The 25,404-nt window shown below is 66.7% G+C and carries 24 protein-coding genes; 8 read left to right on the forward strand and 16 right to left on the reverse strand.

The window, feature by feature from the left end; translation table 11 throughout:
• Positions 1–81: 81 nt before the first annotated feature.
• The 5 genes from U5805_RS11835 to U5805_RS11855 form a co-directional block, all read right to left on the reverse strand.
• On the reverse strand, positions 82–615 hold the full coding sequence (locus U5805_RS11835) for an O-acetyl-ADP-ribose deacetylase (protein ID WP_322103660.1): 534 nt from the start codon (positions 613–615) through the stop codon (positions 82–84).
• A 134-nt stretch (positions 616–749) separates the two neighbouring features.
• Positions 750–1,748: an NAD(P)H-dependent glycerol-3-phosphate dehydrogenase gene (locus U5805_RS11840; protein ID WP_322103661.1), complete on the reverse strand. Its 999-nt coding sequence runs from the start codon at positions 1,746–1,748 to the stop codon at positions 750–752.
• 56 nt (positions 1,749–1,804) lie between these two features.
• On the reverse strand, positions 1,805–2,269 hold the full coding sequence (gene secB / locus U5805_RS11845) for a protein-export chaperone SecB (RefSeq protein ID WP_322103662.1): 465 nt from the start codon (positions 2,267–2,269) through the stop codon (positions 1,805–1,807).
• 182 nt (positions 2,270–2,451) lie between these two features.
• Positions 2,452–2,715, reverse strand: coding sequence for a glutaredoxin 3 (gene grxC, locus U5805_RS11850; protein WP_322103663.1), 264 nt, complete (start codon positions 2,713–2,715; stop codon positions 2,452–2,454).
• Positions 2,712–3,137 carry a rhodanese-like domain-containing protein gene (locus tag U5805_RS11855; RefSeq protein ID WP_322103664.1) on the reverse strand — a complete coding sequence of 142 codons (426 nt, stop codon included), beginning with the start codon at positions 3,135–3,137 and terminating at the stop codon, positions 2,712–2,714. Before U5805_RS11855 ends, grxC begins: the two co-directional genes overlap by 4 nt.
• A gap of 237 nt (positions 3,138–3,374) precedes the next feature.
• Between U5805_RS11855 and gpmA the strand changes: the two genes are divergently transcribed.
• From gpmA to U5805_RS11870, 3 genes are all read left to right on the forward strand, one after another.
• On the forward strand, positions 3,375–4,124 hold the full coding sequence (gpmA, locus tag U5805_RS11860; protein WP_322103665.1) for a 2,3-diphosphoglycerate-dependent phosphoglycerate mutase: 750 nt from the start codon (positions 3,375–3,377) through the stop codon (positions 4,122–4,124).
• Between the two features lie 489 nt (positions 4,125–4,613).
• Positions 4,614–6,179 carry a S41 family peptidase gene (locus U5805_RS11865; RefSeq protein WP_322103666.1) on the forward strand — a complete coding sequence of 522 codons (1,566 nt, stop codon included), beginning with the start codon at positions 4,614–4,616 and terminating at the stop codon, positions 6,177–6,179.
• Positions 6,180–6,318: 139 nt separating this feature from the next.
• A complete protein-coding gene (locus U5805_RS11870; RefSeq protein ID WP_322103667.1) occupies positions 6,319–7,074 on the forward strand; it encodes a molybdopterin-synthase adenylyltransferase MoeB in 756 nt (251 codons plus the stop codon).
• Positions 7,075–7,185: 111 nt separating this feature from the next.
• Here U5805_RS11870 and ptsP read toward each other — a convergent pair whose 3' ends face one another.
• From ptsP to U5805_RS11905, 7 genes are all read right to left on the reverse strand, one after another.
• Entirely contained in the window at positions 7,186–8,925 is a 1,740-nt protein-coding gene (gene ptsP / locus U5805_RS11875) for a phosphoenolpyruvate--protein phosphotransferase (RefSeq protein ID WP_322103668.1), read from the reverse strand.
• A gap of 218 nt (positions 8,926–9,143) precedes the next feature.
• Positions 9,144–9,413 carry an HPr family phosphocarrier protein gene (locus U5805_RS11880; protein ID WP_158947987.1) on the reverse strand — a complete coding sequence of 90 codons (270 nt, stop codon included), beginning with the start codon at positions 9,411–9,413 and terminating at the stop codon, positions 9,144–9,146.
• Between the two features lie 102 nt (positions 9,414–9,515).
• Positions 9,516–10,046, reverse strand: coding sequence for a PTS sugar transporter subunit IIA (locus U5805_RS11885; protein WP_322103669.1), 531 nt, complete (start codon positions 10,044–10,046; stop codon positions 9,516–9,518).
• Positions 10,047–10,562: 516 nt separating this feature from the next.
• Positions 10,563–11,525, reverse strand: a complete 963-nt coding sequence (gshB, locus tag U5805_RS11890; protein ID WP_322103670.1) for a glutathione synthase — start codon at positions 11,523–11,525, stop codon at positions 10,563–10,565.
• Between the two features lie 107 nt (positions 11,526–11,632).
• A complete protein-coding gene (gene gshA / locus U5805_RS11895; protein ID WP_322103671.1) occupies positions 11,633–12,922 on the reverse strand; it encodes a glutamate--cysteine ligase in 1,290 nt (429 codons plus the stop codon).
• A gap of 605 nt (positions 12,923–13,527) precedes the next feature.
• On the reverse strand, positions 13,528–15,018 hold the full coding sequence (locus tag U5805_RS11900) for an ammonium transporter (protein WP_322103672.1): 1,491 nt from the start codon (positions 15,016–15,018) through the stop codon (positions 13,528–13,530).
• Positions 15,019–15,117: 99 nt separating this feature from the next.
• A complete protein-coding gene (locus tag U5805_RS11905) occupies positions 15,118–15,456 on the reverse strand; it encodes a P-II family nitrogen regulator (protein WP_020566534.1) in 339 nt (112 codons plus the stop codon).
• A gap of 521 nt (positions 15,457–15,977) precedes the next feature.
• Here U5805_RS11905 and U5805_RS11910 point away from each other — a divergent pair.
• Positions 15,978–16,235, forward strand: coding sequence for an accessory factor UbiK family protein (locus tag U5805_RS11910; RefSeq protein WP_322103673.1), 258 nt, complete (start codon positions 15,978–15,980; stop codon positions 16,233–16,235).
• Between the two features lie 272 nt (positions 16,236–16,507).
• Positions 16,508–18,127 carry a YifB family Mg chelatase-like AAA ATPase gene (locus tag U5805_RS11915; RefSeq protein WP_322103674.1) on the forward strand — a complete coding sequence of 540 codons (1,620 nt, stop codon included), beginning with the start codon at positions 16,508–16,510 and terminating at the stop codon, positions 18,125–18,127.
• A gap of 367 nt (positions 18,128–18,494) precedes the next feature.
• Here the strand turns inward: U5805_RS11915 and U5805_RS11920 are convergent, their stop codons facing one another.
• Entirely contained in the window at positions 18,495–19,025 is a 531-nt protein-coding gene (locus tag U5805_RS11920; RefSeq protein WP_322103675.1) for a hypothetical protein, read from the reverse strand.
• Between the two features lie 228 nt (positions 19,026–19,253).
• On the opposite strand from U5805_RS11920, the gene U5805_RS11925 reads away from it, so the two are divergent.
• Positions 19,254–19,787: a TlpA disulfide reductase family protein gene (locus U5805_RS11925; protein ID WP_322103676.1), complete on the forward strand. Its 534-nt coding sequence runs from the start codon at positions 19,254–19,256 to the stop codon at positions 19,785–19,787.
• Between the two features lie 82 nt (positions 19,788–19,869).
• Here the strand turns inward: U5805_RS11925 and U5805_RS11930 are convergent, their stop codons facing one another.
• On the reverse strand, positions 19,870–21,231 hold the full coding sequence (locus U5805_RS11930) for a sigma-54 dependent transcriptional regulator (RefSeq protein WP_322103677.1): 1,362 nt from the start codon (positions 21,229–21,231) through the stop codon (positions 19,870–19,872).
• 40 nt (positions 21,232–21,271) lie between these two features.
• A complete protein-coding gene (locus tag U5805_RS11935) occupies positions 21,272–23,203 on the reverse strand; it encodes a sensor histidine kinase (protein WP_322103678.1) in 1,932 nt (643 codons plus the stop codon).
• A gap of 78 nt (positions 23,204–23,281) precedes the next feature.
• Between U5805_RS11935 and U5805_RS11940 the strand changes: the two genes are divergently transcribed.
• Entirely contained in the window at positions 23,282–23,422 is a 141-nt protein-coding gene (locus tag U5805_RS11940; protein WP_322103679.1) for a hypothetical protein, read from the forward strand.
• Positions 23,423–23,493: 71 nt separating this feature from the next.
• On the opposite strand, the gene U5805_RS11945 is transcribed toward U5805_RS11940, so the two are convergent.
• The gene (locus tag U5805_RS11945; RefSeq protein ID WP_322103781.1) at positions 23,494–24,780 is read right to left on the reverse strand and encodes a dicarboxylate/amino acid:cation symporter; all 1,287 of its coding nucleotides are present in this window, start codon (positions 24,778–24,780) and stop codon (positions 23,494–23,496) included.
• 348 nt (positions 24,781–25,128) lie between these two features.
• Here U5805_RS11945 and U5805_RS11950 point away from each other — a divergent pair, with 348 nt between their 5' ends.
• Positions 25,129–25,404, forward strand: coding sequence for a metal/formaldehyde-sensitive transcriptional repressor (locus U5805_RS11950; protein ID WP_322103680.1), 276 nt, complete (start codon positions 25,129–25,131; stop codon positions 25,402–25,404).

Raw genomic sequence — 25,404 nt, forward strand, 5'->3', positions numbered from 1 at the left:
GCGGCAAGTAAGGCGGCGAGTAAGGAGGCGAATTAGGCGGCAAATAAGGCTCCAAACAAGCCGCCGGTTTCGCCCGCCCGGTTATGCCTGCGCGCGCGCGGCGAGTTCCTTGCCGTAACGCGCGAGCATCGCCTGATCGAAGCACGCGAAGATCACGCGCGTGAGTTCGGGCGACTTCGGCAGCGTGTCGATCACGGTTTGCACCGCGATCTTCACGGCTTCGTCGGGCGGGAAACGATAGATGCCGCAACTGATCGCCGGAAACGCGATGCTCGTCACGCCCGCTTCGTGCGCGACTTCGAGCGAGCGCCGGTAGCACGCGGCGAGCAAAAAGGCTTCATGACGATGGCCGCCGTGCCAGACCGGGCCGACGGTGTGAATGACGTGCCTGGCGGGCAAACGGTAGCCGCCCGTGATTTTGGCGTCGCCGGTCGGGCATCCGTCGAGCGTCTCGCATTCGCGCAACAACTCCGGTCCCGCCGCGCGATGAATCGCGCCGTCCACGCCGCCGCCGCCCAGCAGCGACTCGTTGGCGGCGTTGACGATGGCATCGACGGCGAGCGTGGTGATGTCGACGGCTTGCGCCTCGATGCGGCAGTGGGCGATGGTGAGCATACGGTCCTCCTTGTCGGCTTTCGCTTCGCGCAGGACTCACGCGGCGTGGCCGCCGCGCGCCGTACCCGGCCGCCTACGCGGCCTTCTACCCGGCCTCTTCTACTCGGCCTTCTACTCGGCCTTCAACCCGGCTTCTACTCGGCCTTGGCGTCGCGCTTGAGCAGCGCGCTCACGGCGTCGCGCGGCGCCGTCCCGTCGAACAGCACGGCGCATACCGCCTCGGTGATCGGCATGTCGATGCCGCGCGCGCGCGCGATGGCGAGCACCGCCTGGGCGCAGCGCACGCCTTCGGCGACGTGGCCGAGCGCGCCGAGAATGTCGTCGAGCGTGCGCCCGCTCGCGAGCTGCTTGCCCACGGTGCGATTGCGCGACAGATCGCCCGTGGCGGTGAGAATGAGGTCGCCCAGGCCCGTGAGGCCCGTGAAGGTTTCGGCGCGGCCGCCGAGCGCGGCGCCAAGGCGCGTCATTTCCGCGAGTCCGCGCGTGACGAGCGCGGCGCGCGCATTGAGGCCGAGGCCCAAACCGTCGGAAATGCCGGTGGCGATGGCCAGCACGTTTTTCACCGCGCCGCCCACTTCCACGCCCACCACGTCGTCGCCGGTATAGATGCGCATGGCGCGGTGGTGAAATGCGGCCAGCGTGCGCTCGCGGCATTCGGCCGAAGCGCTCGCCACCGTGAGCGCGACGGGCAAGCCGTCGCCCACTTCGCGCGCGAAGCTCGGCCCCGAGAGCACGCCGTTGCTCGTGTGCTCGGGCAACTCGGCGGCCACGACCTGATGCGGCATCAATTGCGATTCGGCTTCGAAGCCCTTGCAGAGCCAGACGAAGTGCGCGGGCACGCGGCCCATGTCGCGCAGCGTGCGCAACGTGCCGCGCAAGCCGGCGACGGGCGTGGCGAGCACGACGAGATCCGCCTCGCCCGAGCCGTGGTCGAGCGCGGCGGCGAGATCCGTTTCGTAACGAAGCGATTCCGGCAGCGCGATGCCGGCGAGATAGCGGGCGTTTTCGTGCGTCTGGCGCAAGGTGTCGACGAGCGCGCCATCGCGCGCCCACAACACGGTGTCGTGCGCCTGAGCCAGATGCCCTGCCAGCGCGGTGCCCCACGCTCCGGCGCCGAGAACGGCGATTTTCATTCCGATACTCCGCACCGGTAGTTCGTGAAAACAGTCAGGCAGCGATCGAAGGCCGATCAGTGCGTGGCGTTGCTGGCGCCTTCCTGCTGCGCGAGTTGCTGGAGGCGTTGCTCGTAGAGCGCCTGGAAGTTGATTTCGGCGAGGTGGATCGGCGGGAAGCCCGCGCGCGTGATCGCGTCGGCGATGTTCGAGCGAAGGTACGGGAACAGGATGGTCGGGCAAGCGATGCCGACGAGCGGGTCGACCTGTTCGGCCGGAATGTTGCGGATGTCGAAAATGCCGGCCTGCCTGGCTTCGATCAGGAACGCGACCTTGTCCTTGACCTTGGCCGTGACCGTGCCCGTGACGATGATCTCGAACACGGAGTCGGCGAGGCGCTCGGCCTTGACGTCGACTTCCACTTCCACCGAAGGCATGTCCTGCTCAAGGAAGATGGCCGGCGAATTCGGCTGCTCGAGCGACATGTCCTTGAGGTAGATGCGCTGGATGTTGAAGAACGGCTGGTTGTTCTCGTCAGACATGATGTTTGGCTTCCCTGATTGAATGGATCGCGGCCCGCAAGATCGTGGCGTCTCGCAACACGAACAAGGACCGCATTAAAGCGATGGACGTCGACGGACCCGCGCGCCTTGCGGCCCTGCGCGGGCCGAAACCCGGAAACTTCGAGGCGCTGCGCCGCGGCGCTCGCCAGCGCCGCCCCGCATCACCCGGCGGTTTCGAGCAGCGGCATCAAGCCGCCCGCACGATCGAGCGCGGAGAGGTCATCGTAACCGCCCACATGCGTTTCGCCGATGAAAACCTGCGGCACGGTGCGCCGCCCGGTGCGCGTCATCATCTCTTCGCGCCGCGCCGGGTCCCGGTCGATCAGCACCTTTTCGATGTGCTCGACGCCGCGCGACTTTAAAAGACGTTCGGCCATCTGGCAATACGGGCACACCTGCGTGCTGTACATCACGACTTTGCTCACTTCGAACCTCCTTGTTTGACGACCGGCATGCCGGCCTTCTGCCAGGCGTCCACGCCGCCGTCCAGCACGTGGACTTCGGCATAACCGGCTTCCTTCACGAGGCGCAGGGCCTTGTGCGACTGCTGGCCCGTCTGGCAGACCAGCAACACCGGGTTGCTCTTGTTCTTCGCGAGCTGGCCCGCTTTCGCCGCCAGTTCGCCGAACGCGACATGCCGCGCCGAAGGCAGATGCCCCTTCGCGAATTCTTCCGCGGAGCGCAAGTCCACGACCACCGCGTTGCGGCGGTTGATGAGCTGCGTGGCCTCGCCGGCCGACACGCCGCCGCGCCCGCCGCGCTTGAGCGACGGCCACAGGAGCAAGCCTCCGGAGATGAGGACGATCGCGATGAGTACAAGATTGATGTAATTGGTGAAGAACGTCACGAAAGGTCCGCCGGTGAAAGAGAAATTCGGAGAAATCGCGGAAAACCGGATTCAGGCAATCCGCTCATTATAAAATAAGCGTTTGTCGCAGGGTGACCGTCCCCCAGCCCGGGCGCGCGCCCGCGCAATGGACGCCGCGCGCATGCCGGCCAGGCTCGTTCAGCCAGCGCCGGCAAGCGTTGCGCGGCCGCACACCGTCCCCGATTACCGCTTCCTTCACTACCGACCGGCATCCTCATGTACAAACTCGTACTCATCCGCCACGGCGAATCGACGTGGAACAAGGAAAACCGCTTCACCGGCTGGGTGGACGTCGACCTCACCGAACAGGGCAACCGCGAAGCGCGTCAGGCGGGCCAACTGCTCAAGGAATCCGGCTACACCTTCGACATCGCCTACACCTCGGTGCTTAAGCGCGCGATCCGCACGCTCTGGCACGTGCAGGACGAAATGGACCTCATGTATCTGCCCGTGGTCCACTCGTGGCGCCTGAACGAGCGCCATTACGGCGCGCTTTCGGGGCTGAACAAGGCCGAAACCGCGGCGAAGTTCGGCGACGACCAGGTGCTCGTCTGGCGCCGCAGCTACGACACGCCGCCGCCCGCGCTCGAACCCGCCGACCCGCGCACGTCCTATGACGACCCGCGCTACGCGAAGGTGCCGCGTGAGGAACTGCCGCTCACCGAGTGCCTGAAAGACACGGTCGCGCGCGTCATGCCGATCTGGAACGAGTCCATCGCGCCGGCCATCAAGGGCGGCAAGAAGGTGGTGATCGCCGCGCACGGCAACTCGATCCGCGCGCTCGTGAAGTATCTCGACAACATCTCGGACAGCGAGATCGTCGGCCTCAACATCCCCAACGGCGTGCCGCTCGTCTACGAACTCGACGAGAACCTCAAGCCGATCAAGCACTACTACCTCGGCGACGCCGAAGCCATCGCCCGGGCGCAAGCCGCTGTCGCGAACCAGGGCAAGAAGGCCGGCTAACGCCATTGCGCTTTCCGTCACCGCTCCGCCCGCGCCCGCCCGCCAGGCGCCGCGCGGGCCGGACGCGGCGGTCTTGCGGTCTTGCGCGGCCGCATTCGTTGCCTTATCCCTCGTCCCGCTTCTCCGCGCGTTGTTCCGCGCCCCTGGCTTCGCGCCCGTATCGCGCCCGTATCGCGCCCGTATCGCGCCCGTATCGCGCCCGTATCGCGCCCGTATCACGCTCGCCTCGCGCCCGTCTTCGCACTTTCCCGCGCACGCCCGCGCTTCTGGCAAAACTGCCAGCCACGCGCCAGCACCGCGTCAGTGCCGCGCCGGCACTGGCTTTACGGCACATGACTTGCGAACCTCGCGGCAGCGGCGCTGTCTGAAACGCATCGTTTGCGCCATATACACAGGGCGGCCGGGTGTGCAGTTATACTTGTCCGTCGCTTTTCCATTAGACGCTGCCCCACGCGCCCCGGCGCGCTTCGACCGCACGCAACAATCTCTATGCGAAAGAACCTGAAAAACATCGGCTTGATCGCCGCTGGCCTCGCGACCGGCGTGTTTGCCACCTTGCAGATTTCCGCCTCGGCGCAGCAAACCCAGCAGACCGTCATCGAGCCGCTGCCGCTCGATCAACTGCGTCTCTTTGCCGAAGTGTTCGGTCAGATCAAGCATGAGTACGTCACGCCGGTCGACGACAAAAAGCTTCTCACCGCCGCCATCAAGGGCATGGTGTCGAGCCTCGACCCGCACTCGTCGTATCTCGACAAAACCGACTACCAAGAGCTTCAGGAGCAGACCAAGGGTCGCTTCGCGGGCCTCGGCATCGAAATTTCGTCCGAAGACGGTCTGATCAAGGTGATCTCGCCGATCGAGGACACGCCCGCGTACCGCGCCGGCATTCGTCCGGGCGACCTCATCACGCGCATCAACGACAAGCCGGTGCGCGGCATGACGCTCGACCAGGCCGTCAAGCAGATGCGCGGCGACCCCGGCACCAAGGTCACGCTCACGATCTTCCGCAAGACCGACGACCGCACGTTCCCGCTCACCATCACGCGCGCCATCATCAAGGTGCAGAGCGTGAAGTCGAAGATCCTCCAGCCGGGCTACGCGTACATCCGCATCACGAGCTTCCAGGAACGCACCACGCCCGACCTCGCGGCCAAGCTGCAAGACATCGCGCGCCAGGAGCCGAACCTCAAGGGCCTCATTCTCGACCTGCGCAACAACGGCGGCGGCCTGCTGCAAAGCGCCGTGGGCGTGGCGGGCGCGTTCCTGCCGCCGGACTCCGTGGTGGTGTCCACGAACGGCCAGATTCCCGACTCGAAGCAGGTGTATCGCGACAACTACGAGAACTACCGCCTGCCGTCGTTCGACAGCGACCCGCTCAAGGACGAAGCCGCCGAGTTCAAGACCGTGCCGATGATCGTGCTGACCAACGCCTACTCGGCGTCGGCGTCGGAAATCGTGGCGGGCGCGTTGCAGGACCAGAAGCGCGCGCTGATCGTCGGCAAGACGACGTTCGGCAAGGGCTCGGTGCAAACGGTGCGTCCGATGACGGCCGACACCGCGCTGCGTCTGACCACGGCGTACTACTACACGCCGAGCGGCCGCTCGATCCAGAACAAGGGCATCCGTCCCGACATCGCGGTCGACCAGTACGCCGACGGCGATCCGGACGACGCACTCGTCACGCGCGAAGTCGACTACTCGAACCATCTTGCGAACACGCAGGACCCGGACGAGAAGAAGGAACAGGAGCAGCGCGAGCAGGAGCGCATGGACATGCTGCGTCAGCTCGAGGAGCAGAACGACAAGAAGACGCCGGAACAGCGCCAGAAGGATCGCGAGCGCAAGCCGGTCGAGTTCGGCTCGAACGACGACTTCATGCTCCAGCAGGCGCTCAACAAGCTGCAAGGCAAACCGGTAACGGAATCGAAGTCGCCGATGGAGCGCCGCCTCGCGCAAGCGAAGCCGCCCACGTCCGCTTCGGCGCCCATCGCCGTGAAGCCTTCGGCTTCGGCCGTGCCGGGCGCTTCCGCACCCGCCGCGACGCCCGCGAAGTAATCCGCCGCAAGCCTCGCGGCCCGCTTCACGTGGGCCGCGAGGTGCAAATCCTCCGCGCCGGTACAATGAGCGTTCTGTACTCCCGGCGCACGTCGCGGCCTTTTCGGCCCATCGCGGCGCCAGCACCGTGCGCCACGCGATGAACGACGACCAACTTCTCCGCTATTCCCGCCATATCCTCGTCGACGAAATCGGCATCGAGGCGCAGCAGCGCTTTCTCGACGCGCACGCGATCATCGTCGGCGCGGGCGGCCTGGGCTCGCCCGCGGCCATGTATCTCGCGGCGTCGGGCGTGGGCACGCTCACGCTCGTCGACGACGACAACGTGGATCTCACCAATCTCCAGCGGCAAATCCTGCACGACACGGCTTGCGTCGGCCGCCCCAAGGTCGAGTCGGGCCGCGAGGCCATCGCGCGCCTGAATCCCGAGGTGAAGGTGCGGGCGCTGCAAACGCGTATCGACGATGCCTGGCTCGACGCGCAGGTGCCCGGCGCGAGCGTCGTGCTCGATTGCACCGACAACTTCGCCACGCGCCATGCCATCAACCGCGCCTGCGTGAAGCATGGCGTGCCGCTCGTTTCGGGCGCGGCGCTGCGCTTCGACGGTCAGATCAGCACGTTCGATTTGCGCGGCGAGGCGTCGCCCTGCTACGCCTGCGTGTTCCCCGAGGATCAACCGTTCGAGGAAGTCGCCTGTTCGACGATGGGCGTGTTCGCGCCCACCGTGGGCATCATCGGCGCGATGCAGGCGGCCGAGGCGCTGCGCGTGATCGGTGGCATCGGCGAGCCGCTGGTCGGGCGGCTCATGATGCTCGATTCGCTGAGAATGGAGTGGAACACGATGCGCATCGCGCGCCAGCCCGATTGCCCGGTGTGCGGCGAACGGCACGTGTGAAGTCCGCCTGAAGCTCGCTCGAAGTCGGCTAAGCCGCCTGCGTAAAAAAGCCCCGGTCGATGCCGGGGCTTCGTTCATGCGCGCTCAGAACAAACGCGCGTCAACCCTGCTTCATGCAAGCGCCACGCGCTTCAACGCCGCCTGCAATTCCTCGGGCTCGTAAGCGGCCAGCACGTCGGCGACCGGCTTTTCCAACGTCTTCAATTGCGAGCGCAAGATTTCCTGCTTCACGACCAGCAACTGGCTCGGATGCATCGAGAACTCGGTGAGGCCCATGCCCAGCAGCAAGCGCGTGAGCTGCGGGTCGCCGGCCATCTCGCCGCAGACCGAAACCGGCACGCCCGCGCGCTTCGCCTCGCGCAGCGTGTGCGCGATCAGATGCAGCACGGCCGGATGCAGCGGATCGTAGAGATCGGCCACGGCGTTGTCGGCGCGGTCGATCGCCAGCGCGTACTGGATCAGATCGTTGGTGCCGATCGAAAGGAAATCGAGGCGCCGCAGGAAGATCGGCAACGCGAGCGCGGCGGCCGGAATCTCGATCATCGCGCCCACCTGGATGTTGGGATCGTAGGCGAGACCCGCGTCGTCGAGCTGGCGCTTCGCCTCGCGGATCAGATCGAGCGTCTGGTCGATCTGCTGCGCGTGCGCGAGCATCGGAATCAGGATCTTCACCGCGCCGAACGCGGACGCGCGCAGGATCGCGCGCAACTGCGTCAGGAACATCTGCGGCTCGGAAAGACTCCAGCGGATCGCGCGCAGGCCGAGCGCCGGATTCGCCGCCGTCTCGTAGCCGTCGCCGCCGCCCATCGAATCCAGCGGCTTGTCGGCGCCCACGTCGATCGTGCGGATCGTGACCGGCAGGCCGTTCATCAACTCGGCCGCGCGGCGATAAGCGACGAACTGCTCCTCCTCTTCCGGCAACTGGTCCTTGTGATTCATGAACAGGAACTCGGTGCGAAAGAGGCCCACGCCCGTCGCGCCCGCATCGAGCGCGGCCTGCGCGTCCTCGGGCAATTCGATGTTCGCGCAAAGCTGGATCTTGGTGCCGCACAGCGTTTGCGTGGGCGAGAACTTGAGGCGCTGAAGCTTGCGCCGCTCGAGCGCCATCTCGCTCTGGCGGTACGTGTATTCCTCCAGCACGATGGGCGCGGGATCGACGATCACGACGCCATGATCGCCGTCGACGATGATGAGATCGTCCTGGCGGATCAGCGCGCTCGCCTGCTGCACGCCCACGGCCGCCGGAATGCCGAGGCTGCGCGCGACGATTGCCGTGTGCGAGGTGCGGCCGCCCAGGTCGGTGACGAAGCCCTGGAACGTTTGCCCCTTGAATTGCAGCATGTCGGCGGGCGCGATGTCGTGCGCGACCACGATCATTTCGTCGCAACTGCCGTGCAGCACCGTGGGCGACGCGCCCGCCAGCGCTTTCAGCACGCGCTCCACGACCTGCTCGATGTCGGCCTTGCGCTCGCGCAGGTATTCGTCCTCCACGTCGTCGAAATGACGCGTGAGGCGTTCGAGCTGCTCGGTGAGCGCCCATTCCACGTTGAAGCGGCGCGTACGGATCAGGTCGATGGTTTCCTGCACGAGCATCACGTCGTTCAGGATCATGAGATGCACGCCGATGAACGCGCCCATTTCGCTGGGCGCGTCGGCGGCGAGGTCGGCGCGCAACGTGTCGAGTTCCTGCCCGACCACGGCGAGCGCCGCGCGAAAGCGATCGATTTCCCCGTCGATCTGCGCGTGCTCGATGAGGTAGTGGTCGACGTCGAGCGCGGCGGGCGCGATCAGATACGCTCGCCCGATGGCGATACCGCGTGATACGGGAATTCCATGCAGCGTGAACGGCACGCGCACCTCCTCTGGTTATTGATGCTGCGGCAAACCGCTGCAATGCGCACTCTCAGACCCCGGCGACGATTATAAATTCCGCAGCGGCCGAATGTGGCGGCGCGCGCCGGTGCGGCTCCATGCAGCAGCGGGCGCGCGGGCGTCGGACGCGAATTCCGCGCCGCAATAAAAAACGCCGCGGCAAAGCGCGGCGTTGTGGACGGTGCATGATGCGGCGGTTACTGACCTTCGCCGAACTTGTCGGCGATGAGCTTGAGCAACGCGCTCATGGCGTCGGCCTCGTCGGGGCCTTCGGTCTCGATCAGCACCGTGCTGCCGATGCCCGCCGCGAGCATCATCACGCCCATGATGCTCTTGGCGTTGATGCGGCGGCCGTTGCGGCTCATCCAGATTTCCGACTGATAGTTGCCTGCCAGTTGCGTCAGCTTCGCCGACGCCCGCGCGTGCAGGCCGAGTTTGTTCACGATGGTCGTTTCTTGTTGCAGCATGGTTCGATCCAGACGCAGTGTTTGGCGCAGTTTTTGGGGGTGTTGCCGATTGCCGGCGAACCGGCCGCGCGCGGGCGGCGGCTCCGGTTCGCCGCGATTGTGTTACGTCGCCCTGGCCGGTTTCCTGGCCGGTTCGGGCGCCGCGGCGGTGCTGCCCGTGCTCACGCCATTCGCGACTTCGGCGGCCGCTTCGGCACACGGCGTGGGCGCGCAGCCGCAGTCGGCGGGACTGGCGGCGGCCGGCGTGGCGGGACCGATGGGTTGCACGCCTTTGCTCGCCCCTGCCAGCGCCTTTTCGACCAGCGTGTCGAGCGGCGTGGCGCGATAGCACACGGCGCGCACGAGCATCGGCAGGTTCACGCCCGCCAGCACGCGCACGTCGGGCACCGTGGCGAGGCGCGCCGCGATGTTCGACGGCGTGGCGCCGAACATGTCGGTCAGCACCAGCGCGCCGTTTTCCTCGCGAAGCCGCTCGATTTCCGCGTTCGCCTGAGCGACGACCTGCGCCGGATCGCTGTCCGGCAGCACGTCGAGCGCCCCGATGCGCGCCGGGCAGCCGCCATAAATATGAGCAATGCACTCGCGTAGCGCGGTGGCGAGCGGTGCGTGCGCGATGATCAGAATCCCTGCCATGTCAGCCTGAAGCAATATGCAAAAAGACGGCTTCGGTTGATGCTGCGCCCAACCCGGAGCCAGCCGTAAGCTCGCGGGGTCGGAACACGCCGCGCTAGCGGCCCGTACGTTGCCATGCAGCAAAATACCGGCCCGCCAGCCCGGAACGTGGGCTCGCGGCATTGTAGCAGGGTCATTTTCGCGCACACGGGGCGGTTTTGCCCACGCTTTTGCGCACCGCGCGACGGATGTCGCGCGCAGGTCACATTCGCTTGCGCCGGCGCCACGGTCCTGCGTGGCGGGCCGCCCGCCCTGCCGGGGCCGCCCACGTTGCCTAGATGCCGACGCCCGCGCGGGATTCAAGAGCGCAGGAGCGCATGCCGCCAGCGCACTGGTTGACACATTACTCGCACACCCTCTCGCGCGCACTTTGCGCACACCGCGCGCGCCGGCTCGAACGCATTTCGCCTCGCCGATCGCCGCTTCCGCAACAACGCTTCGGCTTGCGGCTTGCGCCCTGCGGCGCGCTCGCCGCGTTCAAGCCGCCGCGCGTTCCAGCGCGTCGATGAACATCGCGGCCACGTCGAAGCCCGTTTGCTCCATGATTTCGCGAAAGCACGTCGGGCTCGTCACGTTGACTTCGGTGAGCCAGTCGCCGATCGCATCGAGCCCCACCAGCAGCAGGCCGCGCGCGGCGAGCGTGGGCCCCAGCGTGCGCGCGATTTCCATGTCGCGCCCGGTGAGCGGCTGCGCGCGGCCAAGACCGCCCGCCGCGAGATTGCCGCGCACCTCGTTGCCTTGCGGAATGCGCGCGAGCGAATACGGCACGGGCTCGCCGCCGATCAGCAGAATGCGCTTGTCGCCGTCCTTGATCGCGGGGATGAACTTCTGCGCCATCACGCTGCGCGCGCCGTCCTCGCTCAGCATTTCGATGATCGAGCCGAGATTCATGCCGTCGGGCTTCACGCGGAACACGCCCATGCCGCCCATGCCGTCGAGCGGCTTGAGGATCACGTCCTGATGTTCTTCATGGAATTTGCGCAGGCGCGCGGCGCTGCGCGTGACGAGCGTAGGCGCGACGAACTGCGCGAATTCGCCGATGGCGAGCTTTTCCGAGTGATCGCGAATCGACTGCGGCTTGTTGAAGATTTTCGCGCCCGCGCGCTCGGCCATTTCGAGCAGCCACGTGGACGTCACGTATTCCATGTCGAACGGCGGGTCCTTGCGCATGATCACGGCGTCGAAGTCCGTGAGCGCGCGCCCGCCGGACGCGTCCGGCGTGTCCTTGAACCACGTTTCGCGATGCAGGTCCGCCGTATCGCCGGCGATCTCGAAGCGCCGCACGTCCGCCTCCACTCGGCCTCCCACCCAGGCGAGATGCCGGGGCTCGCACGCGTGAAGCGTATGACCGCGCCTCGCGGCCTCGGCCATCATCGCGTAGGTCGAGTCCTTGTAGATCTTGAACCGCTCGAGCGGATCGGCGATGAAAAGAATGTCCATGTCGTCCCTGCTGAAACTCATCCGTTATGACGGCAACGCCCGCTCGGGGCGGGCGCTGCGTTAGATTGTGGCGCGATGATGCGACGCGTGCGCCGAAGCCGCCGGCGTCAGACCTGGATCGCCTCGGGATCGGTTTTTTCCAGTTCCACCGAAGCCGCGAGCAAACCGAGCCGCGCGACCACGCCGTACATGTAGAAGCGGTTCGGCGGCGCGGCGCCCGGCTTCGCGCGCGTATCGGGCAGCGCGGTGTGCTCGAAGCCGAGCGGCACGAAGTGCATGCCGGGCGCGTTCAGGTTCTGGTCGCGTTCGCGGCTGCCGTGCGCGCGGTAGAAGCCGCCCACCACGTAGCGGTCGATCATGTAGACGACCGGCTCCGCCACTTCGTCGCCGATATGCTCGAACGTGTACACGCCTTCCTGCACGATCACGTCATGCATTTCCAGCCCATCCTTCGTGGCCGACATCTTCGCACGTTCGCGCTTGGTGAGCGCGGCGACCTCGGAGGCGTCGTGTACCGTCATCACGCCGCGCCCGTCGGTGCCGGCGTCCGACTTGATGACCACGTAGGGCTTTTCGGTGATGCCGTATTCGCGGTACTTCTTCGCGATCTTCTTGAGCACCGCGTCGATGGCCGTGGCAAGCTGCTCCTCGCCCGTGCGCGCCTCGAAATCGACGCCCTCCACGTGCGCGAAGTACGGGTTGATCATCCACGGATCGACGCCCACCATCTTCGCGAACTTCTTCGCGACGTCGTCGTAACACGAAAAGTGCGTGGACTTGCGGCGCACGGCCCAGCCCGCGTGCAGCGGCGGCAGCAAATACTGCTCGTGCAGGTTTTCCAGCACCGGCGGAATGCCGCCCGAAAGATCGTTGTTCAGAAGAATCGAGCACGGGTCGAAGTTCTTCAGCCCGAGGCGGCGCTGCGAGCGCTCAAGCGGCTCCAGCACGATCTTCTGGCCGTCCGCCATGGAGATCGTGACCGGCCCGGCGATGTTTTCGTCGAGCGTGCCGAAGCGCACGTTCAGGCCCGCCTGACGCATGATCGTGGCGAGCCGCGCGACGTTCTCCAGATAGAACGCGTTGCGCGTGTGCATTTCGGGAATCACGAGCAGGTTCTTGGCGTCGGGGCAGATTTTCTCGATCGCGGCCATCGCCGCCTGCACGGCGAGCGGCAGCACTTCTTCCGGCAGGCAATGGAACGCGCCGGGAAAGAGATTGGTGTCGACCGGCGCGAGCTTGAAACCGGCGTTGCGCAGGTCCACCGAGCAATAGAACGGCGGCGTGTGCTCCTGCCATTCGAGGCGGAACCAGCGCTCGATGGCCGGCGTCGCATCGAGGATGCGCTGCTCCAGTTCGAGGAGCGGGCCGTTCAACGCCGTAACCAGATGCGGGACCATAAGGGGTGACTCGCGGACTAAAGCAGTGATTGTAGGGAAACAGGGAAACCGGCCGTTTATCTGGGGACGATTGGCGCCGTTGCAAGACGGCCGCGGCATGCCGCTTCAAGCCGCCGCTGCGCGCCGCCGTTACACGCCGTCGTTACACGCCGTCGTTACACGTCGCCGTTCGCCGCGCGCGGCCCCGCTTTTCCCTTCATGCGGCAGGGCGGATCGGCCGCGATTTCGCCGATTTCGCCGATTTCGCCGATTTCGCCGATTCGCCGATTCGCCGATTCGCCGCCGGACGTTCATTCTGGACCGTGCGGCCCTCGCGGCGCAATGGGCGCGCCGATTGGGCACACGATCCGAAGGGACACTACGCCACGCGGTCCCGCCCGAGCCGGCACGACGCAAACACCCGCGCCCCACGGTTTATTCCGCACCGTGCCGCCGCCCCTGCGTGGGCGCCGCGTTGGCCGCCTTCTGCGCCGCAAACGGCACGCCCAGCACACGGCGGCGCCAAAAAAGAAAAAGGCCCGCCGAACGTGCCGGCGGGCCAGGTCGCTGCTGCTTGCCTTGCTGCTTACTGCCTGAAACTCCGTATGACGGTCATGCCGGGGCGCTTATTCCACGCGCTCGCCGTGCAGGATCACGTCCAGACCTTCGCGTTCCTCTTCTTCCGTGACGCGCAGGCCCATGACCATGTCGATGATCTTCAGCAGGACGAAGCTGATCACGCCGCTGTAGATGACCGTCGTGAGCACGCCCTTGAGCTGAAGAATCACGCTGCCGTCGGCGCCGCCGATGTCCTTGACCGCGAACACGCCGGTCAGGATGGCGCCGATGATGCCGCCGATGCCATGCACGCCGAATGCGTCGAGCGAGTCGTCGTAGCCGAACTTGTGCTTGAGCCACGTTGCCGACCAGAAGCAGACCACGCCCGCCACCACGCCGATCACGATCGAACCCAGCACGCCGACGAAGCCCGAAGCCGGCGTGATGGCAACCAGACCCGCCACCGCGCCCGAAGCAATGCCGAGCACCGAAGGCTTGCCCTTGGCGATCCACTCGGCAAACATCCAGCCGAGCGCCGCGCAGGCCGTGGCGACTTGCGTCGTGAGCATCGCGAAGCCGGCACGGCCGTCAGCCGCCACCGCCGAACCCGCATTGAAGCCGAACCAGCCCACCCACAGCATGGCCGCGCCCATCAGCGTGAGCACGAGGTTGTGCGGCGCCATCACTTCGCGGCCGTAACCCACGCGCTTGCCGAGCACGAGGCAGCACACGAGACCGGCCACGCCGGCGTTGATGTGGACCACCGTGCCGCCCGCGAAGTCGAGGATGCCGGCGCTGGCGAGCCAGCCGGTCGGTTCCCAGACCATGTGCGCGATCGGCGAGTAGACGATGATCGACCAGAGCGACATGAACACCAGCATCGCCGAGAACTTCATGCGGTCGGCGAACGCGCCGGTGATGAGCGCCGGCGTGATGATCGCGAACGTCATCTGATAGACGAAGTACACGGTCTCCGGAATGGTCGGGGCGAGGTGGCTCACGGTCAGCGTGGTCGCCTTGTCGCCCTTGATGTAGTTCATGCCTTCGAGGAACACGCGCGAGAAGCCGCCGATGAACGAGTTGCCCGGCGTGAACGCGAGCGAATAGCCGACCACCGTCCAGATCACCGTGACGACGCAGGTGATCGCGAAGCTCTGCATGAGCGTCGCGAGCACGTTCTTCTTGCGGACCATGCCGCCGTAGAAGAGCGCGAGGCCGGGGATCGTCATGAACAGCACGAGTGCGGTGGAAGTCAGCATCCAGGCGGTGTCGCCCGAGTTGACCTTCGACGAGTCGACCGAGAACGGCGCGGCCGGCGCGGCGGGTGCGGCTGCGGCGTCCGAAGCGGCGGCCGGTGCGCTCGCGGCGGCGGCCGGAGCCGAAGCCGTGTCGGCGGCGGGCGCCGATGCCGGGGCGGCGGCCGATGCGTCGGGCGCCGAAGCGGTGGTGGCGGGCGCGGAAGCCGCGGCCGGTGCGGAGGCGTCGTCCGCCAGCGCGGCGCCGACGCCGCCGGCCAGCAGCGAGCCGGCCATCAGCAAGGACATCAAAAGTTTGCGCATCTCGAAGTTCCTCTTGTCTCTCTGTCGATCGGAGTCGACGCTCGCGATTTAAATGAGCGCTTTAGCGTCCAACCCGGGTCCCATGCGTGAAGTTTGTTGTTACAGCGCGTCGGCGCCAGTTTCGCCGGTGCGGATGCGGATTACCTGCTCGATCGGCGTGACGAAAATCTTGCCGTCGCCGATCTTGCCCGTGCGGGCGGCGCGCTCGATGGCCTCGATCGCCTGGTCGACGATGTCGTCGGACACGGCGGCCTCGATCTTCACCTTCGGCAGAAAGTCGACGACGTATTCCGCGCCGCGATACAGCTCCGTGTGGCCCTTCTGGCGCCCAAAGCCCTTCACCTCCGTCACCGTGATCCCCGAAACGCCGATCGCCGAGAGGGCTTCGCGCGCCTCATCGAGCTTGAACGGCTTGATGATTGCTGTAATGAGTTTCATGTAGTCCTCGCTGTGGTTGCTTCATCCCCTGGTTGCTTGTGCAACGGGCGCCTTGCGAGCGGCGCATCGGACACCCCGCGTCGCTGGCGCACCGTGAGCCAACCATCGTTCGGTGCGCGGGGCAGTAAAAGCAACAGGTGTGCCAGTTCGTTTGGCCGCGATGCGCGGTAGTTCTGACCTGGTTCGATGCACGCGATGACAAAGCCGTGGACAATGCCGGTCCGCGCGCGGGAAAGCACGGCGCACAAGGCCCTGGCCGAACGGCCAACGTGGCGCCGGCGCGGTGGCGTGGCACGGTGAACGTTGCTACAGTGTCCGCAGGCTTCGCCCGCGTGCATCGCGCCGCCAGCCGGCGAATGCGGCCGCGCGGCGCGCGCGAGGCCGCCGGCCGGGCGCGGCGCACCAGTTGCGCGCATGCCCGCCGGGCGCCCCGGCGGTACGCACCAAGATCGGTCACGATCCGAACCGGGGCACAGGCGAAACGAAACTTGCACAATTTTTGTGCAACGAAGGGGAAACGAATGAAACAACCGAACGACGTATTCAACGATTTGCAGTCGCGCTTCAGCGATCTGCTCAGAAACTCTCCGGCGCGCGACGTCGAGCGCAACGTGCGCGCCATGCTTTCGCAAGGCTTTTCGAAGCTCGACCTCGTCACGCGCGAGGAATTCGACACGCAAACGCAAGTGCTCGTGCGCACCCGCGCTCGCCTCGAAGAACTCGAACGCCGCGTGGCCGAACTCGAACAGAAGCTACCCGTCACCGGTCAGTCGTCCTGATCGTTTCGGCGCGCGCCGGGCTGGCGCCGCGTTGGCGTGGCGCTGGCGGCGCATTGGCATCTGGTCGGCATCGGTCGGTGTCCGGTCGGCGTCCCTCGTGCGCCTGCCTCGCTGCGGCGCTCGCCTGCCGTGACGCCCGCGGCGCCGAAAGCCTTCCGTAGCGCAATCGCAGCGGAACCGTAAAGGGGCATTCGCCTCACCAGCCTGGCGCATGCGCGGCGCGCGCTTCACCGCACGCGCGACCGCTGCGCCGCTTCCTTCGGAGAATCTCCATGTCGCTTGCCGTGGTGCGCAGCCGCGCGCCGGCTGCCGGCCGCGCGCCCGAAGTCACCGTCGAAGTTCATCTCGCCAACGGGCTGCCTTCGTTCGCGATCGTCGGCCTGCCCGATCTCGAAGTGCGCGAAAGCCGCGAACGCGTGCGCGCAGCGTTGTGCAATTGCGGCTTCGACTTCCCCGTTAAACGCATCACCGTCAATCTCGCGCCCGCCGATCTGCCCAAGGAGTCGGGCCGCTTCGACCTGCCGATCGCGCTCGGCATTCTCGCGGCAAGCGGTCAGTTGCCGCTCGCGGCGCTCGCGCATCGCGAGTTCGCGGGCGAGCTGTCGCTCACGGGCGCGGTGCGGCCGATGCGCGGCGCGTTCGCCATGGCGTGCGGCACGGCGCGCGCCCAAGCGGAGCGCGAAGCGGCTTCCCTTGCCGATGCCGGCGCGCGCGAAATCGTTGGCATTCCTAACGAATTGGCGCACCCTGCGCCCGGCCGCGAAACCGAGCTTTATCTGCCCGCGCACAACGCGGCCGAAGCGGCGCTCGTGCCGGGCGTCGCCGTCTATGGCGCGGCGGACTTGCGCTCGCTCTGCGCGCATCTCGCGGGCGACGATCCCGATGCGCGCCTTTCGGCCGTGCGTGCCGCGCCGCTCGACGCCGCGCACGGCAACGCCTCGGCCATTCCCGACATGGCCGACGTGATCGGCCAGCGCGGCGCACGGCGCGCGCTCGAAGTCGCGGCGGCGGGCGGCCACCACCTGCTGATGGTCGGACCGCCGGGCGCCGGCAAGTCGATGCTCGCGGCGCGTCTGCCCGGCCTGTTGCCGCCGATGACGGACACCGAAGCGCTGGCTTCGGCGGCGCTGCTTTCCGCGAGCGCCGTCGGCTTCACGCCGCAGCAGTGGCGGCGGCGGCCGTTTCGCGCGCCGCATCATTCGTCGAGCGCGGCGGCGCTGATCGGCGGGCGCAATCCGCCGCAGCCGGGCGAGATCACGCTCGCGCATCTGGGCGTGTTGTTCCTCGACGAATTGCCCGAATTCGATCGCCACGTGCTCGAAAATCTGCGCGAGCCGCTCGAAGCCGGCGCGATCACGATTTCGCGCGCGGCGTGGCAAACCGACTTTCCGGCCGCCTGCCAGCTCGTCGCGGCCATGAACCCTTGCCCCTGCGGCTGGCGCGGCGATCCGTCGGGGCGCTGCCGCTGCACGCCCGAAGGCGCCGCGCGTTATCTGCGCAAGCTATCGGGGCCGCTGCTGGACCGCATCGACATCCAGATCGAGATTCCGGCGCTGCCGCCCGCCGAACTGGCGGCGCGCGCCAGCGCCGCCGCCGAGCCTAGCGCCGCGATTGCCGCGCGCGTGCAGGCGGCGCGCGAAACGCAACTGGCGCGTCAGGGCAAAACCAATCGCGAACTTTCGGGCCGAGAAACCGATTCGGTTTGCCGGCTCGACGCCGCCGGCGAGGCGCTGCTGCGCGAAGCGGGCGAACGCTTCGGCTGGTCGGCGCGCGCGCACTACCGCGTGCTCAAGGTCGCACGCACGATCGCCGATCTGGCGCGCGCGCCCATGCCGGGCGCGGCGCACGTGGCCGAAGCCGTGCAGTATCGGCGCGTGCTGGCCGAAGCCTGACGAAGCCCGGCGGTCGCGACGCTCATCACAAGATTACGAATAGCGCCAATAAACCGAAGTCAAGACTTGACTTATGCACACAAGATCGTGCCGGGCGCTCGTGCGCCCAAGCTCCGCACTACGCGCGGGGCGATTTCATAACTACTTGATTTTTCTATGTTTAAGCGCCTGCCGGAAAGGGGGTTGATTCCGCTGAAGTGCCGAACGGGCGGCCTTTCGCGGCTGTTAGCGCGTGTTTTTCCACAAAGTTACCCACAGGCGCTGTGCGTAACCTGTAAACTTCCAATTAAATCCGGCAGATAGCGGGTAAACCTGCGGCGCGACTTTCATAATCGGCCGCAAACGGCCGTCGCTTCGCCATGGGCATTCAGTACAGCTTGAAAGAGCCGAAGAACTGGTCGACCTGCTCGACGGGCGGCTCGGCGCGCCCGACGATCGCCACCTGATACGCATGCGCGCCCTTCGCCACGAGCCGTGCATGGATGGTGCGCGTTTCGCCGTTCGCGCCCGCCCGGCCGGCCACGCGCAACTCGACGCCCGGCACCGCGCCGCCCGTCGCGAGCGGCACCGCCACGGCTTGCGCGTCCGGCACGCCGCTCACGTTGCGGGCAAGCCCCGCGCGCAGGAAATCGAGCGCCTTTTGCTGCGTGGCGGGCTGCGCATCGGGCAAGTCGAGCGTGCCGACCACGAACACGTCGTCGGCGACTTCGGCGGTTTGCACGCGCATGCGCATCGGCGTGCCGTCCACGTCGATACGGCGTTCGTCCGCGCCCGGCTTCGCGGGCAAATCCACGCTATAGCCGCTGTCGTTGTTCGAGATCGTGCGCCAGTCGTAGGTGGGCGAGCAGGCGCAGAGCGCGGCGGCCACGGTCAGCACGCCGAAGGCGGCCGCACTCATGCGCGGCGCGGTTCGCAGGCAAGCGGGCGCGACGCCCGCAGCGACGCAGACGCGGCAAATCGCGAAGCGAATGACGGTAAAAAACCTGCGCATCGACGTATCGGTTCGAAAGGAAACGTTCATTATCCGCTGCGGCGCGCGGCGCGTTGCGCTGGAATCGATATGTCAGAATTCGGCGCTACAATACCTACGCTCCATGCCGCGCCCGTTGGCGCACGAGGCGAACTCATGACCGCTGCATCCCCGACTTCCACGAATACGAAAGCGAACGCGATCCGCCGCATCGGCGCGGCCGTCGTCGTGCTCGCGCTGGCCGTGGCCGGCTATTTCGCGTTCTTCGGCAGCCAGCAGCGCGTGCCGGACGCCACCTTCACGCTGCTTTCCGGCCAGAAGGTCTCCACGAGCGATCTGAAAGGCAAGGTCTATCTCGTCAACTTCTGGGCGACGAGCTGCACGACCTGCATGGCGGAAATGCCCAAGATGGTCCAGACCTATAACCGCTTCAAGGGCGACGGTCTGGAATTCGTGGCCGTGGCGATGAACTACGACGCGCCGATGTACGTCGCGAACTATGCGCAAACGCGCCAGTTGCCGTTCAAGGTGGCAATGGACGACGGCTCGGCCGCGAAGCAGTTCGGCAACGTGCAGCTCACGCCCACGACCTTCGTGATCGACCGCAACGGCAAGATTCTCAAGCGCTACGTGGGCGAGCCGCAGTTCGCGGAACTCGACCAGATTCTGCAAAAGGCGCTGGCGACCTGAGATCGCCCGACGCGGCAATCGCAAGCAAAAAAGCAGCGGAATTCCGCTGCTTTTTTTTCGACTCGCGCACGCCATGAATGCGTCACGCCCGCGGCTCGCCCTCGCCGCGCGCCACGAGGCCGTAGCGGCGGATCTTTTCGTAGAGCGTGGCCTTCGCCATCTGCAAGCGCTCGGCCGCCTGCGCGACCGCGCCGTGGCTCTGCTGCAAGGCGTCGGCGATCAAGGCGCGCTCGTACTGCTCCACGCGCTCCTTGAGCGGCAGCGCTTCGTCGGCGCTGCCCGGCGCGCTTGCCGAAAGATCGTCGGGAATGCCCAGCACGCGCCGCTCCGCCGCGTTGCGCAACTCGCGCACGTTACCGGGCCATTCGCGCTGCGCGAGGCGCATGCGGTCGCGCTCGGTGAGCAGCGGCGCGCAACGCTGATACCGCACAGCCGCGTCGAGCAGAAAATGCTCGAACAGCGGCACGATGTCCTCGCGGCGCTCGGCGAGCGGCGGCAGCGCGATCGTCACCACGTTGAGCCGGTAAAGCAGGTCGCGCCGGAACGTGCCCGCCGCGACGTGTTCGTTCATGTCGCCCTTCGCGGCGGCCACCACGCGCAAATCCGCGCGCACCGGCTGGTTCGAGCCCAAGCGCTCCAGCACGCCGTCCTGAAGTACGCGCAGCAGTTTCACCTGCAACGCGAGCGGCATGCTCTCGATCTCGTCGAGAAACAGCGTGCCGCCGCTCGCGTGCTCCAGTTTGCCGATGCGCCGTTTGGCCGCGCCCGTGAACGCCCCCGCCTCGTAGCCGAACATCTCCGATTCGAACATGGGTTCGGGCAGCGCGCCGCAGTTCACGGCCACGAACGGCTTGTCGCGGCGCGGCGAAAGCTCGTGCAGGCTGCGCGCGATCAGTTCCTTGCCCGCGCCCGTGTCGCCGTTGATGAGCACGGAGGCGTCGGTGGGCGCGACGTTCGCGATCAGCTTGCGCACCTGGTCGATGGCCGTGCTCTTGCCGATGATGCGCGGCGCGAGCGCGTTCTGCCCCGCCAGTTCCCGGCGCAGCGCGACGTTTTCGAGGATCAGCGTGCGGCGCTCCAGCGCGCGGCGCACCGTTTCGACGAGGCGCTCGGAGGCGAACGGCTTTTCGATGAAGTCGTACGCGCCGTCGCGCATCGCCTGCACGGCCATCGAGATGTCGCCGTGGCCCGTGACGAGAATCACGGGCACCTCGGGCGCGCGCTCGTGGCATTGCGCGAGCAGGTCGAGGCCGCTCATGCCGGGCAGGCGAATGTCGCTCACGACGATGCCCGCGAAATCGGCGCTGACGAGCGGCAGCGCGCCTTCGGCGTTCGCGAAGCCGGCGGCGTCGAAACCCGCGAGTTGCAAGCTCTGCACGCCGGCGCGGCGCACGAGTTCGTCGTCTTCCACGTAGAGCACCCGGCCAGGCGTGGTCGTCACCATATCGTTCGTATTCCTGATGGCATTCGCTTCATCGGCAGATTCACAGGCCCGCCGCCCGCGCCGCGCTCGCGGCGTCCGCACGCGCGCGCCGCAGCGTGAGCGTGAAGCATGCGCCGCCTTGCGCGTCGTTGGCCGCCGTGAGCGCGCCGCCGCAATCGCGCGCGATCGACGACGAAATCGCGAGGCCGAGCCCGAGGCCCTGGCCCATTTCCTTGGTCGAGAAAAACGGCTCGAAAAGGCGCGGCAGCACGTCTTCGGCGATGCCGGGCCCATTGTCGCGCACCGCGATGGCGACCGTCGCGGCGCTCGCATGCACTTCGACGGCGATGCGCGGCGCTTTCACTTCCGCCACGGCGTCGAGCGCGTTGCCCAGCAGATTGATGAGCACCTGCTCGAGCCGCAGGTCGTCGCTTTGCGCGTAGAGATCGGCGTAATCGGCATGGGTGTCGAGCGGCGCGGGCGGCGCGCCGTCCTCGAACAGCGCGAGGTCGACCTGCACGCCGTTCAGCCGCTTGCCGAGCAGCGCGAGCGCATTGCGCAACGCGCGCGCCACGCTCGAACGCGTGCTTTTCGGCCGCGCGCGCCCGACGAACAGCTTGAGCTGGTTCACGATCTTGCCCATGCGCTCGGTGAGCGAGCCGATCGCTTCGAGATTTTCCCCGGCCGCCGCGTACTGGCCGCGCTCCAGAAACACGCGCGTATTGTCCGAAAAACTGCGCAGCGCGGCGAGCGGCTGGTTCAGCTCGTGCGTGATGCCCGCCGCCATTTGCCCGAGCGCCGCGAGCTTGCTCGCCTGGATCAGCTCGTCCTGGGTCGCGCGCAATTCCTGCTCGGCGCGCGTGCGCTCGGCCACTTCCCGTTGCAGCCGTTCGTTGGCCTGGGAAAGATCGGCGGTGCGCTCGGCCACGCGCTCGTTGAGCATGGCGTAGGCCTTTTGCAGCAGCGCGCGGCTGCGCATGACTTCCTGCACGCGCGCGCGGCGCATGCGCCAATAGAAGCCGAGCAGGCACAGCGAGACATAGCCGAAGCCCGTCATGATGGTCGTGTCGCGCGCGGCGTCCAGCACGGGGTCGATCGACGACATCGTGACGAGATGCCAGTCCGGCTCGCCCAGCGCGCGGCGCGTTTCCAGATAGCGCGGCGCGCGTATCCCGGCGCCCACGCGCACGATGTCGGCGTCGCCTTCGAGCACGCGCTCGATGCTCGCGGGCAGCGGCGCGATGGGCTCGCTCGCGTACTGGCGCGTGGCGTCGATCGAGGCGATCACGGCGGGCGCGAGCGGGCGCACCGTGCGGTATTTCCAGGCGGGCACGGAGGAAAGAAAGATCACGCCGTGATCGTCGGTGACGAGCAGCGGCTCGGACGCGTCCGTGCCCGGAAACCATTCGAGATTGAGCTTGACCACGGCCACGCCGACGATCTTGCCGTCGCGCCGCACGGGCTGCGAAACGTAGTAGCCGGGATCGTGCGAGATCGTGCCGATGGCGAAAAAGCGGCCCACGCCGCCCTTCACGGCGTCGATGAAATACGGGCGGAAGCGGTAGTCGACGCCCACGAAGCTGTCGGCGCTGCGCCAGTTGCTCGCGGCGATGCTCATGCCGTCGGCGCGAATGATGTAGGTGGTGGTGGCGCGCGCGTGGCGGTTGACGTCTTCGAGATAGCGGTTCGCGGCCGCGACCCAAGCGGGTTTGGGGTCGGCGAGCACGTCCTGCACGAGCGGATGCTCGCCGACGATGTACGGCAGCGAGTCGTAGCGCTCCAGCGTGCTCTTGAGCGCGGCCGTGGTGCGGTCGCCGCGCACGGCCGCGTTGCGGCGCAGCGTGTCGATGCCGGTTTGCCACGCGAGCGCCCACGAAAGCGCGCACACGACGGCGAGCCCGGCGGCGAGCACGAAGAGGAGAACGAGGCGGCGCGTCACGGGTGCGGCTTCCAGGCGGTCGGAGCGGTCGGGCAACGAGAGAGATTGTGTCACACGCGAGAGCCGGAGAAGCGCCGCGAGCGCGGCGACGGGAGCGGGAACGGACAACACGGCGAGGCGGGCACGACCGGCATGACCGGCACCATCGGCATGACCGGCACGATCGGCACGCGCGGCGCCGCCGCCCGCGTCGCAAAAAAAAGAAAAAGGGCGGCGCGGTGCAGGGGACACGCCGCGCCGCCCGGCGGCTCGAAAGCCGTTAAACGGTCCTGAGAACGGCAGGCCCGGCGGCGGCGCGCATCGGCGAAAACCGGCGCGCTCACGCCGTCGGACCTGCGCGCGCGTCAAACGCGCACGTCGTCCTTCACTTCCTCGATCTTGCCCGCGAGCACCGCGCGCAGCTTGGCGTGATCGAGTTCCTTCTCCCATGCCGAAACGACCACCGTAGCCACGCCATTGCCGACGATGTTGGTCAGCGCGCGGCATTCGCTCATGAAGCGGTCGATGCCGAGAATCAGCACCATGCCCGAGAGCGGAATGGTCGGCACCACGGCCAGCGTCGCCGCCAGCGTGATGAAGCCCGCGCCGGTCACGCCGCTCGCGCCCTTCGAGGTGAGCATGGTCACGGCGAGCAGCGTGAGCTGCTGCGTGAGCGTGAGGTCGGTGTTGGTTGCCTGGGCGATGAAGAGCACCGCCATCGTCATGTAGATGTTGGTGCCGTCGAGGTTGAACGAGTAGCCGGTCGGCACCACGAGACCCACGACCGAGCGCGAACAGCCGAGGCGTTCGAGCTTTTCCATCAGTTGCGGCAGCGCCGACTCCGACGAGCTGGTGCCCAGCACGATCAGCATTTCTTCCTTGATGTAGGCCACGAAGCGAATGATCGAGAAGCCCGTGAAGCGCGCGATCGCGCCCAGCACGACGAGCACGAACACCACCGAGGTCAGATAGAACGTGCCGATCAGCTTGAGCATGGGGATCAGCGAGCCCACGCCGTACTTGCCGATGGTGAACGCCATCGCGCCGAACGCGCCGATCGGGGCGAGCTTCGTCACGATCTTCACCACGCCGAACAGCACGCTGGACGTGCTTTCGATGAAGTCGGTCACGACGCGCCCGCGCTCGCCGATCTGCGCGAGCACCGCGCCGAACAGCAGCGCGATGAGCAGGATCTGGAGGATTTCGCCTTGCGCGAACGCCGAGAAGATCGTGTCGGGAATGATGTGCATCAGAAAGTCGACGCTGCTCTGGCCGTGCGCCTTCTCCGCGTAGCTCGCGACGGCCTTGGCGTCGAGCGTATGCACGTCGACGTTGAAACCCGCGCCGGGCTTGAGCACGTGCGTGGCGACGAGGCCGAGCACGAGCGCGAAGGTCGAGACGATCTCGAAGTAGAGCAGCGCCTTGCCGCCCACGCGGCCGACCTTCTTCATGTCTTCCATGCCGGCGATGCCGGTCACGACGGTGCAGAAGATGATCGGCCCGATCACCATCTTGATGAGCTTGATGAAGGCGTCGCCGAGCGGCTTCATGTCGATGCCGATGGCCGGCCAGTAGTGGCCGAGGATCACGCCGACGACGATCGCCACGATCACCTGGACGTAAAGGACTTTGTGCAGAGGTTTCTTCACGATGGTTCCTGCGAATGAAATTAAGCCAATGGCCGAACGACGCTCGGGTCGGGCCGCAACAGAACGAAACGGGAATCAGCGAAACCGGAAGGTGGGATCGGACATCGGCTGTCTCCTTGCTATTTTTTGTCGCGGCCGCGGTGGCCGCGCGCTTCTTAATGCAAGGTGGATGCCAGCTTCGGCGCGCATGTAGGCCCTTGATTTTCAAGGGTGTTTATCGGCGTCGCCGCGGCAGGAATCTGGATTCCCGGAATTCGGCCTTCGAGACGTCCGGGTTTCCAGAATCGAACCCTGCCGATGGGCGGGCGCGACGCCGCATGTTAAGCTTACATACCTATAGGGGGTATACGTATGTCTCATCTTTCCGGGCAAACAGACGATTTGCTCAAGCGCGTGCGCCGCATCGCCGGTCAGGTGCAGGCCATCGAGCGCTCGCTCGAAGCCGGCGCCGAATGCGAAAAAGTGCTGCATCTGGTCGCCGCCACGCGCGGCGCGATGAACGGCCTGCTCGACGAAATCATCGAAGCGCACGCGCGCGAGCATGTCGCGCATCCCGATCTCACGAATCACGAACGGCAAAAAGGCGTCGACGAACTGCTCGAAGCCATTCGCCGCTATTCACGCTAG

The sequence above is a fragment of the Paraburkholderia sp. J41 genome (genome assembly GCF_905220235.1).
Taxonomy (GTDB): domain Bacteria; phylum Pseudomonadota; class Gammaproteobacteria; order Burkholderiales; family Burkholderiaceae; genus Paraburkholderia.